This window comes from Rhodococcus sp. NPDC077669 (genome assembly GCF_040686915.1).
GTDB lineage: Bacteria > Actinomycetota > Actinomycetes > Mycobacteriales > Mycobacteriaceae > Rhodococcoides > Rhodococcoides fascians.
On sequence record NZ_JBFBMD010000011.1, the window covers coordinates 91,544 to 108,348 of the forward strand.

Genomic DNA, 16,805 nt, shown 5'->3' on the forward strand with positions numbered 1-16,805 from the left:
ACAGAACGGCTTCGTCGCATCGTGCGTCGGGCTCCGGCAGGGGCGGTATCCACGCCGCCGCACGTTCGGATCTAGTGTCTACCGAGTGAACCGAAGGATCGCCACACTCGTCGCAGCGCTGGTACCGGTCGTGGTGCTGGGCGTCACCGGCTCGGTCGTCACCGTTCCGTTCGCGGCACTCGGCCCCGGGCCGACCTACAACACTCTCGGTGACGTCGACGGCGTGCCCGTAGTCCAGATCGATGGCACCGACGTCGACCCCACCGCAGGCCATCTGAACATGACGACGGTGGCCGTGCGGGATCAGCTCAATCTTTTCGAGGCTCTCGGGTTCTGGGCCAGTGGGCGTCAGGGACTGGTCCCTCGTGAGGAGGTATACCCACCGGACAAGTCGAAAGAGGAAGTGCAGGAAGGTAATCAGGCCGATTTCGAGCAATCGGAATCCAGTGCCGAACTCGCCGCTCTGCATCACCTCGACCTCCCTGTGTCACTGTCGGTGACGAGCGTGGCCCAGGACGGCCCCGCCGCAGGCGTGCTGAACATCGGAGACACTCTGGTTGCGGTGGGCGGCACCCCCGTCTCGACGGCAGGCGCGGTTCGCGAGGCCGTCAGCGCCAAGGCACCCGGCGATTCGCTCGACATCGACTACGTGCGTGATGGTGCCCCTCGTACGGGTTCCGTTGTGCTCGGGGCCAGGCCGGACGACCCGTCCAAGGGATATCTCGGTGTGACGCCCGAGGAGCAGCCCGACGTTCCGTTCGACGTGAAGTTCAATCTCGCCGACGTCGGTGGTCCGTCCGCCGGCTTGATGTTCAGCCTCGCGGTGGTGGACAAACTGAGTCCCGGCGAGCTGAGCAACGGCGAATTCGTGGCGGGAACCGGCACGATCGACGCAGCGGGAACGGTCGGCCCCATCGGCGGTATTCCCTACAAGCTGATAGCAGCTCGTGAGGCAGGGGCCACCACGTTCCTGGTGCCCGACGCCAATTGTGGTGAGGCGCAACAGAACGTGCCCGACGGTCTGCGCTTGGTGCGAGTCGAATCGCTGGACAACGCGATCGACTCGCTCCGAGCGATCGGGTCGGGCGAAGACGCTCCGACCTGTAGCTGACCCGCTCGGTCGTATTTATTCGTCGTCGACCACATCGAACGTCGCGTACAGACCGTGGACGACGTTGGGTGCCAGGTCCTCGGCGATGCGAAGGTCGATGGGAGCGAACGGATCGGCGTCCTCGTCCGGATGCAGTTGCAACAACGTCAACGACGGCCCGTCCTTGAGCACTGCCACGATCAGCCGCGCGTCACGCTTCTCGGGATGGTTCTCGGCGGCCGATCGCGCCGCGTTGTCGGCCGCGTCGGGATCTGCGAGAAGCGGCATCAGCGCATCGTCGAGTGCCGACTCCGCCGCCGGGGGGAGTACGACGATCTCCTGGACGAGTGCGCATCCCACGACGCCCTCGGGCCACGTCGACGTGGCGAGGAATTCGTCGAGGGCGGGGGAGCCGCCGGTGATGTCCTCGGGCAACGAATGTTGCTGGATCGGTGTGAGTGCAGCACCGTCGGCCAGATCGTCGAGCAGGCCGGGTTCTGCCGCGGCGAGGGCAGCGGTGGGCACCAGCGCGAACATCTGGGGCGATTGGCCCCACCCGCCCGCGTCGACGAAGTCCGCCACCTCACGCGCGCACCGCGCCAATGCCTCGGCGATGCCGGGTCCGCCCGACTCGGGGTCGAAGTCGTCTCCGAAATGTTCCTGGCCGGGCAGTCCGTCACTGTCGTTGCTCACCGCACTATCCTCGCATCCGAATGGTTCCACGAATGTCGATGCTCCTGACCTGCGATCCGGCGGGGCCGCAGTACGGGCGTCACAGCCGTAGGATCAACGTACGTACAGTAGGGCGAAACGGACATGCGGCGCACGCGAGGTGCGCCGTGACAGTCATCTGCGGCGCCATCGGCGTCGCCCGAAGTTGGAGTGTGGCACGTGGGCATGAGGCCCCCCACCGGTATGCCGTCGTTGTCGCGGCGAAGCCGGATCTTGCTCGTATTGGCCTTGGTAGTAGCAGCTTTGCTGCTCATCGGTCCGCGGTTGATCGATATCTACACGAACTGGTTGTGGTTCGGAGAAGTCGACTTCCGCGGCGTCTACACCACCACTCTGTTGACCCGGTTGGTGATCTTCCTCGTCGTCTCGGTCGTCGTCGGGCTCATCGTCTTCGGCGCGCTGGTCGTCGCGTACCGCAATCGCCCGGTGTTCGTTCCGGTGGCCGGACCCAACGATCCGATCGCTCGATACCGCACCACGGTGATGAGCCGATTGCGGTTGTTCGGCATCGGAATCCCGGTCGTGTTCGGTTTCCTGTCCGGCATGATCGCGCAGACGAACTGGGTCACCGTGCAGCTGTTTCTGCATGGCGGCGACTTCGGCCAGACCGACCCGCAGTTCGGCCTGGACGTCGGGTTCTACTCGTTCGATCTGCCGTTCTACCGCTTCATCCTGAACTGGCTGTTCGTTGCCATCCTGGTTGCATTCTTCGCAAATCTGGTGACGCAGTACGTCTTCGGCGGCATTCGTCTCGCCGGCCGAGAAGGAGCGCTCACTCGCGCGGCGCGGATTCAGCTCGCTGTGCTGGCCGGCACCTTCGTCCTGCTCAAGGCCATCGCCTACTGGTTCGACCGATACACGTTGTTGTCGAGCAGTCGTAAGGAGCCGACGTTCACCGGTGCCAGCTTCACCGACATCAATGCGGTGCTGCCGGCGAAGCTGATTCTGTTGGCCATCGCGGTCATCTGTGCTGTTGCCTTCTTTGCGGCCATCTTCCTTCGTGACCTCAGAATCCCCGCCTTGGCCACAGCCCTGTTGGTGTTGTCGTCGATCCTCATCGGTGCCGTCTGGCCGTTGGTGATGGAACAGTTCTCGGTTCGTCCGAACGCGGCCGACAAGGAGAGCACGTACATCGAGCGCAACATCGCGGCAACGAGGTCTGCGTACGGCTTGACCGATGACGTGGTCTCGTACCGCGACTATTCGGGTGAAGCGTCGTTGAGCCCGAGCGAAGTGGCATCGGAGTCGGCCACGATGTCGAACATCCGGTTGCTCGATCCGAACATCCTCGCGCCGACGTTCACTCAGCAGCGTCAGATCCGTAACTTCTACGGATTCCCCGACACACTGGCCGTCGACCGCTACCCGGACGCGGACGGCAACCTCCGCGACTACGTCGTCGCCGCGCGTGAGATCTCACCGCAGACTCTCGACGCGAACCAGCGTGACTGGATCAACCGCCACACCGTGTTCACTCACGGAAACGGCTTCGTTGCTGCTCCTGCCAACTCCGTCGACGAGGCTGTCGCCGACGAGTCCAGCGGCGGGCGTGGTGGTTATCCCAACTACCAGGTGAACTGGATCGAGAACAACGCCGAGGGAACCGTGCGTAAGGACGGCCCAGGTGACCTCGATCAGCCGCGCATCTACTTCGGCCCGGTCATCGCGAATTCCGACGCCGACTACTCCATCGTCGGCTCGGCCGGCGAACCCCGTGAGTACGACACGGACAGCAAGAGCTACTCCTACACCGGTGCAGCGGGTGTCGACGTCGGCAATTTCTTCAACCGACTCGTGTTCGCGAGCAAGTACGCCGAGCGCAACATCCTGTTCTCGAGTGTGATCGGTGACGAATCGAAGATTCTGTTCAACCGTGATCCCCGAGACCGCGTGCAGAAGGTCGCGCCCTGGCTCACCACCGACGGTTCGACGTACCCAGCGATCGTCGACGGCAAGCTCGTCTGGATCATCGACGGCTACACAACGCTGGACAACTTCCCGTATGCCCAGCGGATGTCGCTCGAGGATGCCACTGCCGACAGCATCGAGTCGACGACGACGCGCGCACTGCCGAGCCGGGAAGTCTCGTACATCCGGAACTCGGTCAAGGCCACCGTCGACGCCTACGACGGCACTGTCAAGCTGTACGAGCAGGACGAGAACGACCCGGTGCTCAAGGCATGGGAAGGCGTGTTCCCCGGAACGGTCATCCCCAAGAGCGAGGTGTCTCCGGAATTGCGGGATCACTTCCGGTACCCGGAGGACCTGTTCAAGGTTCAGCGTGAACTGCTGACGAAATACCACGTCAACGATCCGCGAGAGTTCTTCACCAATAACGCGTTCTGGGAGGTTCCGACCGACCCGACCGCGGAGAACACTGCCGCCAAGCAGCCTCCGTACTACGTCGTCGCGTCCGATATCTCCAACGAGGAGAACCAGGCCTCGTTCCAGCTGACCAGTGCGCTGGTGGGGTATCGCCGAGAAGTGCTGGGCGCGTATGTCAGCGCGGATTCGGATCCGGAGAACTACGGCAAGATCACCGTGCTGAGGCTGCCGACCGATACGTCCACTCAGGGCCCGAATCAGGTACAGAACCAGATGACGACCACGACGGACGTCTCCGAAAGCCTCGGCATCGTGCGCCGGGAGAACACTGTCGAGTTCGGCAATCTTCTGACCCTGCCCGTGGGCAACGGCGGTCTGATCTATGTGGAGCCGGTCTACGCCTCGCGCACCAACGAGGCGTCGGCGTACCCGCAGTTGATCCGGGTGTTGGTCTCGTACGAGGGTCGTGTCGGTTACGCCGCCACGCTGCCCGAGGCCATCGAGCAGGTATTCGGGGCCGGTGCCGGACGGACCGTCACGGCGCCGGGGGAGACCGACGGCAGTACCCAGCCGGGTGCCGTACCCGAGACGACCCCGTCCGAGGGCGGTTCGACGCCGGCGAATCCGGCTCCGTCCACCGGTGGGTCGACCACCAGGGACGCCGCTGTCACCGGGTTGAACGACGCACTCTCCGCCGTGCGCACCGCACAGCAGAGCGGCAACCTGGCGCAGCTCGGCACCGCGCTGGAGAACCTGCAGACAGCTGTCGACGCGTACAACCGGGCCGGTAGCTGATCGGCACTGTTCCACCGGGTTGACTGCAACGACAGAGCCGCCTCACCGAATCGGTGAGGCGGCTCTGTCGTTGTTCGCTACATCGGATGCGCTGGGCATCCACTGCGAGCGGAACGAGGCAGTTCTAGCGAACTGCCGGTGAATCAGCGTCCGATGGGCGCGAGCACTGGAGCGTTCGCAGCAGCGAAGTGCTGGAACTGGGTGCTCAGGCCGTACTGGTCTGCGAGCTTGGATGCTGCATCGAATGCGCCCTGAGCGGCCTGTGTAGCTGCTGCGACCTCGGGTGCGACGGCAGGCGCAGGCGCAGGGGCCGGTGCCGGTGCCGGTGCTGCCTGAGGAGCCGGTGCCGGTGCCGCTTCGGGCTCGGCTGCCGAGGTGCCGGTGGTCAGCTGCTGACCACAAACGGGCCATGCGCCCGGTCCCTGGCTCTGCAGGGTGTTCTCCGCGACGCGGATCTGCTCGGCCTTGGAGGCGTTGGCCGGGGATCCGGTTCCGCCGTTGGCCGTCCAGGTGCTCTGCGAGAACTGCAGGCCGCCGTAGTAGCCGTTTCCGGTGTTGATGCTCCAGTTGCCACCGCTCTCGCACTGTGCGACGCCGTCCCAGTTGTGGGGGGCTGCGTTGGCGGTTCCGGCAGAAACGCCGAGCGGAATGGCGACGGCTGCGCCGGCGATGGCGGCCAATCCGAGTGCGCGCTTACCGAAGTTGTTCTGAGTGGTCATGCGGGGTGAATCCTCTCCGCGCTCGACTGGCGCGACTGGCCTGCGAATCGTTACGCCGGTGGTGATGGCGATGACGACCAGGCACTTCGTATCGTCGCGGCTCTGCCCCCGTACGTATTGGGGACCACACCCGCGGGGCAGAGCGAAAGAAGCGGCGGGGTGGTGCAAGCCCAGCGGTTTAGGGCCGTCCGTGAAGGTAGTCGAGGATTCACTCACCGTCACTGAGCGGATATGGGATGCCGACCGTCCACATAGTGGGATTGGGCCCCCTGTTCGTGCAGCTCGAGCCGCATTGTGGCGGGAATGTTTCACCTTCGTGACCCGACCGTTATGTGACTCGAAACACGCAAGAAAAGAGACCCGGAGCACTATTTCGAGGGGCTGCGAACGTGCTGTTCGGGTCGGCTCGGCCGCGCGTCGAGCCTGATCGGCTGGGACCGAGCACCCCGTGGTCACGTGATTTGCATTCGTCGTACACGCAGGGGTAACTTCGTAGATGCAACGCGGGGTGGAGCAGCTCGGTAGCTCGCTGGGCTCATAACCCAGAGGTCGCAGGTTCAAATCCTGTCCCCGCTACCACTCGAAGAAGCCCGAGACCACACGGTCTCGGGCTTTTTTGTGCTCTGATAGTCACCGTGCAATCACGTTGGACTGCCCGATGCCCGTGCGAAGAGGGCGACCGAGGACGATCCTGCCCGCTGTTCGAGATCCCCGGCTCGTCACCGCCCGGCGCGGGGGACTGCTGTCCGATGACGATCATCGGGCCCTGGCACTCTGGGCTGCTGCCTGTGCCGAACACGTGCTGCCTCTGTTCGAGAGCTCGGTTCCGTCGGACGCCAGACCGCGGGAAGCCATCGACGGGATCGGCGCGTGGGTACGCGGTGAGCTGCCGATGATGGAGACCCGCGCCCTCGGCGGACACGCGATGGGCGCAGCGCGTCCCCTTCGCGGAGCGGCTCGATTCGCCGCCTACGCCGCAGGCCAGGCCGCATGCGTGGCGCACGTGGCCGAACACGAGCTCGGAGCAGCGGCGTACGCCATCAAGGCAGTTCGAGCTGCGGCACCGTCGTCGAGCGCAGCAGCCGCGGCGTATGCGGAAAATGATTGGCAGAGGGAACAGCTGCCGGACAGCGTGCGGGCTCTGGTGTTGGAGGACCAGCACAGGAGAAACAGCATCTGCTGGTACGTGTTCGAGTAGATCTACAGAACCGTGACCGTGAAGGACTGGGTGTCGATCTCGATCGCCGTCGACGACCGGTTGCGCCGACTGGGCGCAGAGAACGCCGGCGCTTGCTTCAGTCCGAGACCTGCTCCCGTGCATCGTCACTGGTGACGATGTCATCGTCGTCGGTGGTCGCAGCATCCTCCGGCTCGTCTGCGGTGAGGTCGACGGTGTCCGCGCCCTCGAGAGCCGTCAGTTCCTGTTCTGCCTCTGCGATGAGGCCCTTTGCATTCTCTTCGACCTTCTTGATCCACTCGGCCATGACTGTCACCCTTCGCTCGATCGTCTACCACCGGTCTACCAGACTCGAGCCCTCTAGGATCATCGGTGTGCGAATGAAGACCCCACGACTGGTTCTCGACGAGCCTGCAGATGCGGATCTCGACGCGTTGTACGAGATCTGCAGTGATCCGCAGTCGTGGACACACTTTCCGAGCTTGCGGCACAACGACATCGGTACGACCCAACGTATGGTGCAGAACTGGACTGCGCAGTGGCGTCGAGATGGATTGAGCACATGGATCGTTCGTGAGCACGGCAGCGACATGATCAGCGGCTACGGCGGGTGTTCCATCCGACAGAATGCCTTCTGGAATCTCGGCTACCGTCTCCATCCCGACGCGCAGGGCAAGGGGTACGCCGCAGAAATGTGTCGAACCGCAGTCGAGTGCGCGTACCGAACTCGGCCCGAAATGCCGGTCGTGGCATATCTTCTCGAACACAACCTCTCCTCCGCTCGCGTGGCAGAGCGCGCCGGCCTGAAGCTGGTATCCCGTGGACCCGATATCGGCAACCCCGATCCCGAGGCCATCCGACTGGTGTACGCAGAGCGACCGCTGACGGCCGATCAGGTGGATGCTGTGCTGTCCGCCTGATCCCGTGCGTCGGCAACCTCGGCCAGTCGTCTTCTCAGCAAACGCTTCTCCGGTGCCGTTCGCGCGAAATCCAGTGCTCTCCGGTAGTGCACGGCGGCCTCGTCCATCCGGCCCAGTCGGTGCAGCAGATCGGCCTTCGCCATCGCGAACGGGTGGTACCGGCGCAGGACCGGCTCAGCGGCGATGGCGTCCAACAACTCGAGCCCGGCCTCGGGCCCTTCGGTCATTGCGACGCCGACGGCCCGGTTGAGCGCGACCACCGGTGATGGTGTGAGTGCCATCAACACGTCGTACAGGGCCACGATCTGAGGCCAGTCCGTGCCCGCGGCGTCAGCAGCCTCGTCGTGTAATGCCGCGATGGCGGCCTGAACGGAGTACGGGCCGGCCGGCCCGCGGGTCAGGGCCTCGCTCACGAGTTCCGTTCCCTCAGAGACGAACGCGGCATTCCATACGCGCCGGTCCTGATCGGCCAACAGCACGATCTCGCCGTGTTCGTCGATCCGGGCGCGGCGTCTGGCGTCGGTCAGCAACATCAGCGCCAGCAAGCCGGTCACCTCGGACGTGCCCGGCAGAGCCGCGTGCAGAACTCTGCCCATACCGATCGCTTCGTCCGAGAGATCGACGCGTCCGACTCCATCGCCGGATGTCGCCGAGTACCCCTCGGTGAAGATGGAGTAGACGACCTCGAGCACCATCGGCACTCTTTCCGCCAGCTCGTCCGGTCCTGGAACACGAAACGGAATGCGACCAGTGCGAATCTTGTTCTTGGCCCGCACTATTCGCTGTGCAGCCGTGGCGGGAGGGATGAGCAGCGCGCGCGCCACCTCTGCCGTGGACAGACCCGCGAGACACCTCAGCGTCAAGGCGAGTCGGTCCTGGGCAGCAAGAGCCGGGTGGGAGCACGTGAAGAACAACTGGAGGCGATCGTCGGGCACACGGTCGTCGAGCGCATTCGTGCCAGACGGGTTGCCGCGGTCCGAGTCGATCTGCAGCAAGGCCACTTTCGCAGCCAGTGTCTCATCGCGTCGGAGGCGGTCGACTGCCTTGCGCCGGGCTGTGGTGAGCAACCAGGCCCCTGGCTTGGCCGGTATGCCATCGATCGGCCAATGCGTCAGAGCCGCCTCGATGGCATCCGACGTCACCTCCTCCGCGAGGTCGAGGTCACGGTAGCGCTGCACCAACGACGCAAGCAGCATCGAGCGCTCGGCACGGAAGACCGATCCGATCGTTCGACTGACCTCGATCTCGCTCACCCAACGATCCCGCGCGTCAGAATTCTGCGAGCGGGCGCACGACGACGGTGCCGCCGTCCTTGGAGCCGGGGCAGCGGGCCGCCCACTCGAGCGCAGCATCGAGGTCGGGAACGTCGATGACGTCGTAACCCCCGAGTACCTCGTGCGACTCGGCATACGGGCCGTCCGTAACGGTCCGTTCGCCCGTGCTCGGATCGACGCGTACCGCGGTAGCAGTGGTCAAGTCGGCCAGCGCGTGCCCGGCAACGTAGACCCCGGCCTCCTTCAGTTCCTTCTCGTACGTCATCCAGTCCTCCACACTGCTGCAGCCGGGTGCAGCACCGGGGGAGGTGTCGGCGTTGATCAACAGGATGTACTTCATGGTGCGCTCCCTGGTTCGGTACCTCGGTGTCGCGGCGCGATTCGCCGTACACGAAGACGACGATCGAGACATCACGATATCGACACGGACCCTCGACATTTCTTCCAAGCGCACGAAAGCGGCACCGGACGCACAGTCCGGTGCCGCTTGTCGATCACGTGCCGACTCGATGACGAGCCACTGCTTACTTCAGCTCGGCCGAGGACTTTCCGAGTACGCGACGGGCAACGATCAGCTGCTGGATCTGCTGCGTGCCCTCGAAGATGTCGAGAATCTTGGAGTCACGGCTCCACTTCTCGAGCAGCGGGCGCTCGGAGTAGCCGTAGGTACCGGCCAACTCGACTGCTTTGAGGGTGATGTCGACTGCGGAGCGTCCGGCCTTCGCCTTCGACATCGACGCCTGCAGCGAGTTGGGCTCCTTGTTGTCTGCCATCCATGCCGCGCGCAGTGCGAGCAGGTGCGCGGCTTCCCAGTCTGCTTCGAGTCGCAGGAATTCTGCGGCCGCCGCGTGCTGGTTGTAGGCGGGAGTCTCGTACGAGATGTCGACTCCGGCATCGACCAGGATGGACCGCAACTCCTCGAGTGCGGCACGGGCGACGCCGATCGCCATTCCAGCAACCAGAGGGCGAGTGTTGTCGAACGTCTGCATGACGCCCGCGAAGCCCTTTTCGACGTTGACCTCGGCGGTGCCGAGCAGGTTGTCCTTCGGGATGCGGCAATCCTCGAGCAGCAGGGCTGCGGTGTCGGACGCCTTGATGCCCAGCTTGTGCTCGAGGCGGGCAACCGACAGGCCCGGAGCGTCACGCGGGACGACGAACGACTTGATGGCCGCGCGGCCGAGAGACTTGTCGACCGTTGCCCACACCACGATGTGGGTGGAACGCTCACCGGCGGTGACGTAGATCTTCTCGCCGTTGAGCACCCACTCGTCGCCGTCGAGGACAGCGGTGGTGGTGACTGCCGCGGAGTCCGAGCCGAAGCTGGGCTCGGTGATGGCCATCGAGGCCCACACCTTGCCGAAGCGCTCGAGCTGCTCGTCGGTGGAGACCGCGGCGATAGCGGAGTTGCCGAGTCCCTGGTACGGGATCGACAGTGTGAGGCCGACGTCGCCCCAGCAGGTCTCGATGACGTTCACCAGAGCGGACATGTTGCCGCCGTTGGAGTTGGCGGTCTTGCTGGGCTTGGCCGACTCGCTGTCCTTCTCACGGCCACCGGCCGCTCCGCCGATTTCGCCACCGGCGTCGGACATGCCCTCGACCATGGACGCCATGGTGTCGAGTTCCACCGGGTACTCGTGCTCGGCGAGGTCGTACTTGCGGGAGATGGGGCGGAAGATCTCGGCAGCGACCTGGTGAGCCTGATTCGCCTGCGCCCGAAGCTTCTTGGGAAGTTCAAGATTGATCATCGTGTGTGTCCTTGGGTGAGTGCCATGGAATTCGGGGCGGCGAGCTAGATGAGAACGATGCCTTCGGCGACGCCGACGGACCGTAGATCGCGGTACCAGCGCTCGACCGGATGTTCCTTGGTGAAGCCGTGTCCACCGAGCAACTGCACACCGTCGGAGCCGATCTGCATGCCCTTCTCGGACGCCAGGCGGCGTGCGAGGGCCGATTCACGAGTGAACGACAGTCCCTGCTCGGCGCGAGACGCGCCACGCAGCGTGACCAACCGCATGCCGTCGAGCTCGATGGCGATGTTGGCGACCATGAAGGCCACGGCCTGGCGGTTACTGATCGGCTCGCCGAACGCAACGCGCTCGTTGACGTACGGAACGACGTAGTCGAGTACGGCCTGGCTCGTACCGACGGCCAAGGAGGCCCAGCCCAGACGGGCCAAACCGATGGCGGCGCTGTACTCGGCGGCGCGCTGGTCGGCGTCACCATCACCGAGCAGAGCCGACTCGGGCACTGCCACGTCGGTGAGGATCAGGCGACCCAGTCCCGCGGCGCGCAGACCCATGCTCGGATCCGCTTCGACGACGAGGCCCCTGGAATCGGACTCGACGATGAAGAAAGTCGGGCGACCTTCGAGTTCAGCGGCGATGACGAACAGCTCGGAGCTGCCGGCCGCAGGCACGAGGCTCTTGACTCCGTTGAGCTTGTACCCGCTGGGGGAGCGAACGGCCTTGGTCTGCAACGCGTACGGATCGAACAGTGCGCGGGGCTCGTTGACGACCACTGCTGCGTTCGGCACCTTCTCGCCGACGAATGCCGGGAGGTACGTCTTCTGCTGCGCGTCCGTTCCCCACTGAGTGAGGGCGACAGCGACACCGCTGGGCGCGAGGATCGGCAGGGCCAGGCCCATATCGCCGTGGGCGAGAGCCTCGGCGACGAGGGAATTGGTGACCGCACCGCGCTCGCTGGCGGCACCGTCGAGTTCCTCGGGAACGTTGATGAGCGTGATGCCGAGTTCGGCCGAGCGACGAACCAGGTCCTCGGGGGAGGAGGCGTTGTGATCTGCCTCGAAGGCGGCCGGCCGGAGAATTTCCTCGGCGAACTCCTTGACCGTTTCGACGATCATGCGCTGCTCGTCGTCGGGCGTCAGGTCGAAGTAGCTCAGGTTCTTCGCGGCACCGTCGTCGAGACGCTTGGGCTTGCCGCCTCCGGTGACCTTGGCGAACGTACGGTTGGCGGCACCGAGAGTCTTGAAACCGGTTTTGGTGCTCTCGTACGTGACGCGGTCGATCGTCTGTCGGAGGTTGTACTTCTCCGCCAGTTCGGACCCGGTGATGGCCGTCAGAACGCGCATGGCGGTTCCGATCGCATCTCTCTTGAACGGGTTGAGGCCAACCGCAGAAGTATCGCGGGGCACCTTAGGGGCCTTCGCGTCGACCACACTGTCTTGCTTGCTCATGATTACCAGTTCCTCGGCGTCGGGCACGGACTTCACAGATCTTACTCCCGAGTAAGTTAGCTGTCTACTGTCGAGTAAGTACTGGTGGCGCACGACACCGTGGCGGGTCTTTCGTATCCTGCGTCGTACCGATGTGACAAGCTGTTTCCCGTGCATCCGATAGCTCAGATCTTCGCCGCCCTCGCCGCGGTACTCCATGTCGTCATCTTCGTCATGGAAAGCGTGCTCTGGTCCAAGCCGGCCGTGTGGGCGAAGTTCGGTGTCGCCAGTCAGAGCGACGCCGACATCACCAAGCCGATGGCCTTCAATCAGGGCTTCTACAACCTGTTTCTCGGCATCGGCATCGTGGTCGGCCTCATCGTCGGCGGCTCGGCCGGCGACGCGATCGTCTACTTCGCGTGCGCCAGCATCGTCGGCGCGGCTCTGGTGCTCGCCACCGGCGGAGCGAAGTACTTCCGGCCCGCGTTCGTGCAGGGAATCACCCCGCTCCTGGCCCTGGTCCTGGCCGCAGTCCTCTGACGCCTCGCTGTTCTCACCGTCCGTCTCCGGTGAGTGCCGACCGATTCACGCAGCGGGGGAGAGGCGGCCGAGGATGTCCTGGTGCAGCAGCCCGTTCGTGGCTACCGCGCTCCCGCCGTGCGGCCCGACGCGTCCGTCGAGCGAGGTGAACGTCCCGCCCGCCTCGCGCACCAGAACATCGAGTGCCGCCAGATCCCACAGGGAGACCTCCGGCTCGGCGGCGATGTCGAGGGCTCCTTCGGCGAGCAGGCAGTACGAGAAGAAGTCGCCGTAGGCGCGAACTCGCCACACGTCATCGGTCAGTCCGACGAAGCGGTCTCTCGTTCCGAGGTCGGCCCAGCCGGACAGGCTGGAGAAGCTCAGACTCGACGCGGAAAGTGAGTCGACTTTCGACACGTGGATTCGACGGGCGGTTTCGTCGCCGACGCTCGTCCACGATCCCAGCTGGTCGGCGGCCCACCATCGGCGATGCAACGCCGGGGCGCTGACCACTCCGACGGTGGGAACGCCGTCCTCGAGCAGCGCGATCAGCGTGGCCCACACGGGTACGCCGCGCACGAAATTCTTGGTGCCGTCGATCGGATCGACGACCCATTGGCGGCCGCTGAACGTAGCCGTGCCACCGAACTCCTCGCCGAGCAGAGCATCGTCGGGACGCTCCGATCCGAGCTGCGCCCGAATCATCGTTTCCACGGCCAGGTCTGCGTCGCTGACCGGTGTGAGATCCGGCTTCGAGTCCACCGTCAGGTCCATGGCGAGGAATCGTCCACGAGTGATGATGTCGGCTTCGTCGGCGAGCCGGAGGGCGAGATGCAGATCGGCAGAGTAGTCGGTCACCGCAGAAGACTATCGCCGCGCACGGGCCTGCTCGTACGCGGCAATATGGGTGGCCGGGCCTATCCGGTGACTTCGTTCAACTTTCCGGTGGCAACATCGAAGACGAACCCGCGAAGCGACTCGTGTTTCGTGACGAACGGGCTGAGCTCGATGCGCGCCAAGGACTGCCGAACGTCGCGGTTCAGATCGGGGAACGATTCGGCAGCCCAGTTGGGCTTCAGACCCGTTTCTTCCTGGAGGTCGTTCTTGAACTCGTCGTCGGTGAACGTGAGCATGCCGCAATCGGTGTGGTGGATCAGGATGATCTCCTTGGTGCCGAGCAGCCGCTGGCTGATGGCCAGTGAACGAATCTCGTCGTCGGTGATCACCCCACCCGCATTGCGGATCACGTGTGCTTCCCCGTCGGCCAGGCCGAGAATCCGGTAGACGTCGAGCCGGGCGTCCATGCACGCGACCACCGCGACGTGCTTCGACGGCGGCAGCGGTAGAGGGCCGTCGAACTGGGCGGCGTATGCCTTGTTGTTCTCGAGGTACTGGTCGGTGACGGTCATACGAGACTCCTCTGTCCATCGAATGTCGCTGGCACCGTGCGGCGGCAGGGATGTCGACGTGCGCATATGCCGACTCGTCGAAAGCTAACAGCGGACGAGGTGCCCGAACAGGGTTCGAATCAGCACGGTTCGAACCCCTGGATGACCACCCGTCTTCGGGGGCGGTCGGGGACGGGTTCGTGTGCCGGTAACCTTGACTCTCGTGCATCCCGACGTTTCTGCAGACCTCGCCGAGCTCGATACCACTCTGTCCACAGTCGAGTCCGTTCTCGACGTCGAGGAGCTGCGGCGACGCATCGACGAGCTGGAACATCAGGCCGCCTCACCCGACCTGTGGAACGACCAGGAACACGCTCAGCAGGTGACCAGTCAGCTCTCCCATGCGCAGGCCGAACTGCGCCGCGTCGAGGAGCTCCGGCAGCGGCTCGAGGACATGCCGGTTCTGTACGAGTTGGCCGAGGGCGAAGAGGGCGAGGCCGCCGCGTCCGCCACCGCTGACGCCGACGCCGAACGCGCCTCGCTCCGAGAGGACATCGCTGCCATGGAAGTTCGAACTCTGCTGTCCGGTGAGTACGACGCCCGCGACGCCCTTGTGAACATTCGCTCCGGTGCCGGCGGAATCGACGCCGCCGACTGGGCGGAAATGCTCATGCGCATGTACATCCGCTGGGCGGAGAAGCACGGGTACGGCGTCGAGGTCTACGACACGTCCTACGCCGAAGAGGCCGGAATCAAGAGCGCGACGTTCGCCGTCAAGGCCCCGTACACCTACGGAACGTTGTCGGTCGAGCAAGGCACGCACCGGCTCGTCCGGATCAGCCCGTTCGACAACCAGGGTCGACGCCAGACGTCGTTCGCGGAGGTCGAGGTGCTTCCGGTCGTCGAGACCACCGACCACATCGAAATCCCCGAGAACGACATTCGGGTCGACGTCTATCGCTCGTCCGGGCCAGGTGGGCAGTCGGTCAACACCACCGACTCCGCCGTCCGGTTGACGCATATTCCAACCGGAATCGTCGTGACCTGCCAGAACGAGAAGTCGCAGCTGCAGAACAAGGTGTCGGCCATGCGCGTGCTGCAGGCCAAGCTGCTCGAGGTCAAGCGCAAGGAAGAGCGGGCCGAGATGGACGCGCTCAAGGGTGACGGCGGCAGCTCCTGGGGTAATCAGATGCGCTCGTACGTGCTGCACCCGTACCAGATGGTCAAAGATTTGCGTACCGAGTACGAGGTCAACAATCCGTCTACTGTTCTCGATGGAGACATCGACGGCTTCCTGGAATCGGGAATTCGCTGGCGAATGCGAGGGGAGCAGTAACCGATGACGGCCTGGCTCAACGTGACGCCCGAGGTCAAGCTCAACGGCCTCGGAATCGTGCTGTACATCCTCGGTGGGCTACTGGCCGCGCGGTTCGTCACGTGGACCGGATCTCGAATCACTGCCCGCATCGACCAGAACTACCAGCACAGCGACGCGCTCGTCCGGTCGGAGGCCGCCAAACACCGTCATGCTCTGGCTCAGGTCATCACCTGGGTGCTGGTCACGCTCATCTACATCCTGGTCACCATCGAGGTGCTGCGCCGGTTCGGCTTCGGGGTCGGTGGACTCGTGGCACCCGCGACTGTCATCGGTGCAGCCCTCGGCTTCGGTGCTCAGCGCGTGGTGCAAGACATCCTGGCCGGCTTCTTCATCATCACCGAGCGCCAGTACGGCTTCGGTGACGTGGTGCAGATCGCCGTCAACGGCTCCGCCGAGGATGCCGAGGGCACCGTCGAGGACGTCACGCTCCGAGTGACGCGGGTCCGTAGCGTCGACGGCGAGGTCATCACCGTGCCGAACGGGCAGATCGTCAAGGCGATCAACCTGTCCAAGGATTGGGCTCGCGCCGTCGTCGACGTTCCGGTCCCCAGTACCGCCGATCTGACTCAGGTGAATGCGCTTCTGCGTGCGGTCGGCCACGATGCGTTCGCAGATTCACACTTGCGTCCGCTCCTACTCGACGAACCGACCGTGATGGGTGTGGAGAGCATCGAGGTGGGGCAGGTCAACGTGCGCTTGGTCGCGCGGACGCTGCCGGGCAAGCAATTCCAGGTGGGACGAGAGCTGCGTGTGAGAGTCGCCGCTGCGCTGCAGCCCGAGGGCATCAACGTTGCCCCCGACGTCAGCACGGCCGGAGTTGCACCGGAATCATCGGGACGAGATCGAACGGAAGACCAGTGAGTACACCCGATACCGGAACCGAACGCTCGCAACGAAACTGGCGGCAGTGGCGCATTCCGGCCAAGATCTACGGCCGCGTCCGAACCTCCACCGTGGCGTTCGGAATCTGCTTCGTGCTCACCGCTCTGCTGTACGGGCAGGTCAGCGCAGATATCGCCGAGAGGAACGGGGAAGCGGTTCAGGGGCCGGTTGCGGTGAGCCCGGACGAGCTCACGCAACCGAGCGAATCGCAGACGTACGTACCGACCCCCTCACGTCTGTCGACCACCACCACACCCAGCACGACCACCGACCCGGAGTCGTCGACGAGCGCCGACGACACCGGTACCCAGTCGACGACGACCACCGCCCCGCCGACCACGACGACCGCCCCGTTCGGCGTGCCCATCCCGCCGGCGATTCAGTCGCTCATCCCGTCCCGGCCTGCACCGACCTCGTCGCGCTGAGGCACTCTT

17 protein-coding genes and 1 tRNA gene are annotated in these 16,805 nt (G+C 64.6%); 9 read left to right on the forward strand and 9 right to left on the reverse strand.

All coding sequences use genetic code 11. From position 1 onward, the window contains the following. Positions 1–85: 85 nt before the first annotated feature. Positions 86–1,111: a PDZ domain-containing protein gene (locus tag AB0P23_RS15035; RefSeq protein WP_032366559.1), complete on the forward strand. Its 1,026-nt coding sequence runs from the start codon at positions 86–88 to the stop codon at positions 1,109–1,111. A gap of 15 nt (positions 1,112–1,126) precedes the next feature. Here the strand turns inward: AB0P23_RS15035 and AB0P23_RS15040 are convergent, their stop codons facing one another. After that, on the reverse strand, positions 1,127–1,705 hold the full coding sequence (locus tag AB0P23_RS15040) for a PPA1309 family protein (RefSeq protein ID WP_155288788.1): 579 nt from the start codon (positions 1,703–1,705) through the stop codon (positions 1,127–1,129). Between the two features lie 276 nt (positions 1,706–1,981). Here AB0P23_RS15040 and AB0P23_RS15045 point away from each other — a divergent pair, with 276 nt between their 5' ends. Next, positions 1,982–4,942: a UPF0182 family protein gene (locus AB0P23_RS15045; RefSeq protein ID WP_196250463.1), complete on the forward strand. Its 2,961-nt coding sequence runs from the start codon at positions 1,982–1,984 to the stop codon at positions 4,940–4,942. 143 nt (positions 4,943–5,085) lie between these two features. Here the strand turns inward: AB0P23_RS15045 and AB0P23_RS15050 are convergent, their stop codons facing one another. Beyond that, entirely contained in the window at positions 5,086–5,661 is a 576-nt protein-coding gene (locus AB0P23_RS15050) for a transglycosylase family protein (RefSeq protein ID WP_032401398.1), read from the reverse strand. Between the two features lie 502 nt (positions 5,662–6,163). Here AB0P23_RS15050 and AB0P23_RS15055 point away from each other — a divergent pair. Together AB0P23_RS15055 and AB0P23_RS15060 are read left to right on the forward strand one after the other, a co-directional pair. After that, a tRNA-Met gene (locus AB0P23_RS15055) sits at positions 6,164–6,240 on the forward strand. Positions 6,241–6,319: 79 nt separating this feature from the next. Then, a complete protein-coding gene (locus AB0P23_RS15060) occupies positions 6,320–6,859 on the forward strand; it encodes a putative immunity protein (RefSeq protein ID WP_363798013.1) in 540 nt (179 codons plus the stop codon). A 97-nt stretch (positions 6,860–6,956) separates the two neighbouring features. Here AB0P23_RS15060 and AB0P23_RS15065 read toward each other — a convergent pair whose 3' ends face one another. Beyond that, positions 6,957–7,145 (reverse strand): hypothetical protein, encoded by a 189-nt coding sequence (locus AB0P23_RS15065; protein ID WP_032366331.1) that lies wholly within the window; start codon positions 7,143–7,145, stop codon positions 6,957–6,959. Between the two features lie 73 nt (positions 7,146–7,218). On the opposite strand from AB0P23_RS15065, the gene AB0P23_RS15070 reads away from it, so the two are divergent. Continuing rightward, positions 7,219–7,758, forward strand: coding sequence for a GNAT family N-acetyltransferase (locus AB0P23_RS15070; RefSeq protein ID WP_032372869.1), 540 nt, complete (start codon positions 7,219–7,221; stop codon positions 7,756–7,758). Here AB0P23_RS15070 and AB0P23_RS15075 read toward each other — a convergent pair. The 4 genes from AB0P23_RS15075 to AB0P23_RS15090 all read right to left on the reverse strand — a co-directional run bounded on the left by AB0P23_RS15075 (position 7,731) and on the right by AB0P23_RS15090 (position 12,225). Continuing rightward, on the reverse strand, positions 7,731–9,011 hold the full coding sequence (locus AB0P23_RS15075) for an RNA polymerase sigma factor (protein WP_363798016.1): 1,281 nt from the start codon (positions 9,009–9,011) through the stop codon (positions 7,731–7,733). The genes AB0P23_RS15070 and AB0P23_RS15075 overlap by 28 nt on opposite strands. Before the next feature lie 16 nt (positions 9,012–9,027). Then, the gene (locus AB0P23_RS15080) at positions 9,028–9,372 is read right to left on the reverse strand and encodes a YciI family protein (protein ID WP_027496565.1); all 345 of its coding nucleotides are present in this window, start codon (positions 9,370–9,372) and stop codon (positions 9,028–9,030) included. A 184-nt stretch (positions 9,373–9,556) separates the two neighbouring features. Beyond that, positions 9,557–10,777: an acyl-CoA dehydrogenase family protein gene (locus AB0P23_RS15085; RefSeq protein ID WP_032366333.1), complete on the reverse strand. Its 1,221-nt coding sequence runs from the start codon at positions 10,775–10,777 to the stop codon at positions 9,557–9,559. A 44-nt stretch (positions 10,778–10,821) separates the two neighbouring features. Next, positions 10,822–12,225, reverse strand: a complete 1,404-nt coding sequence (locus AB0P23_RS15090) for an acyl-CoA dehydrogenase family protein (protein ID WP_363798021.1) — start codon at positions 12,223–12,225, stop codon at positions 10,822–10,824. A gap of 150 nt (positions 12,226–12,375) precedes the next feature. Here AB0P23_RS15090 and AB0P23_RS15095 point away from each other — a divergent pair, with 150 nt between their 5' ends. After that, positions 12,376–12,744 (forward strand): DUF1304 domain-containing protein, encoded by a 369-nt coding sequence (locus AB0P23_RS15095; RefSeq protein ID WP_094717645.1) that lies wholly within the window; start codon positions 12,376–12,378, stop codon positions 12,742–12,744. Positions 12,745–12,789: 45 nt separating this feature from the next. On the opposite strand, the gene hisN is transcribed toward AB0P23_RS15095, so the two are convergent. Beyond that, positions 12,790–13,581 carry a histidinol-phosphatase gene (gene hisN, locus AB0P23_RS15100; RefSeq protein ID WP_363798024.1) on the reverse strand — a complete coding sequence of 264 codons (792 nt, stop codon included), beginning with the start codon at positions 13,579–13,581 and terminating at the stop codon, positions 12,790–12,792. A 59-nt stretch (positions 13,582–13,640) separates the two neighbouring features. Next, positions 13,641–14,132: a carbonic anhydrase gene (locus AB0P23_RS15105; protein WP_027496570.1), complete on the reverse strand. Its 492-nt coding sequence runs from the start codon at positions 14,130–14,132 to the stop codon at positions 13,641–13,643. Positions 14,133–14,334: 202 nt separating this feature from the next. Here AB0P23_RS15105 and prfB point away from each other — a divergent pair, with 202 nt between their 5' ends. Genes prfB through AB0P23_RS15120 form a run of 3 tightly spaced genes read left to right on the forward strand, consistent with a single transcriptional unit; the run spans position 14,335 to position 16,796 of the window. Next, positions 14,335–15,447: a peptide chain release factor 2 gene (gene prfB / locus AB0P23_RS15110; RefSeq protein WP_027496571.1), complete on the forward strand. Its 1,113-nt coding sequence runs from the start codon at positions 14,335–14,337 to the stop codon at positions 15,445–15,447. Between the two features lie 3 nt (positions 15,448–15,450). Then, positions 15,451–16,350, forward strand: coding sequence for a mechanosensitive ion channel family protein (locus AB0P23_RS15115; protein WP_363798028.1), 900 nt, complete (start codon positions 15,451–15,453; stop codon positions 16,348–16,350). Next, entirely contained in the window at positions 16,347–16,796 is a 450-nt protein-coding gene (locus AB0P23_RS15120) for a hypothetical protein (protein ID WP_027496573.1), read from the forward strand. The genes AB0P23_RS15115 and AB0P23_RS15120 overlap by 4 nt, the downstream gene beginning before the upstream one ends. Positions 16,797–16,805 lie beyond the last annotated feature (9 nt).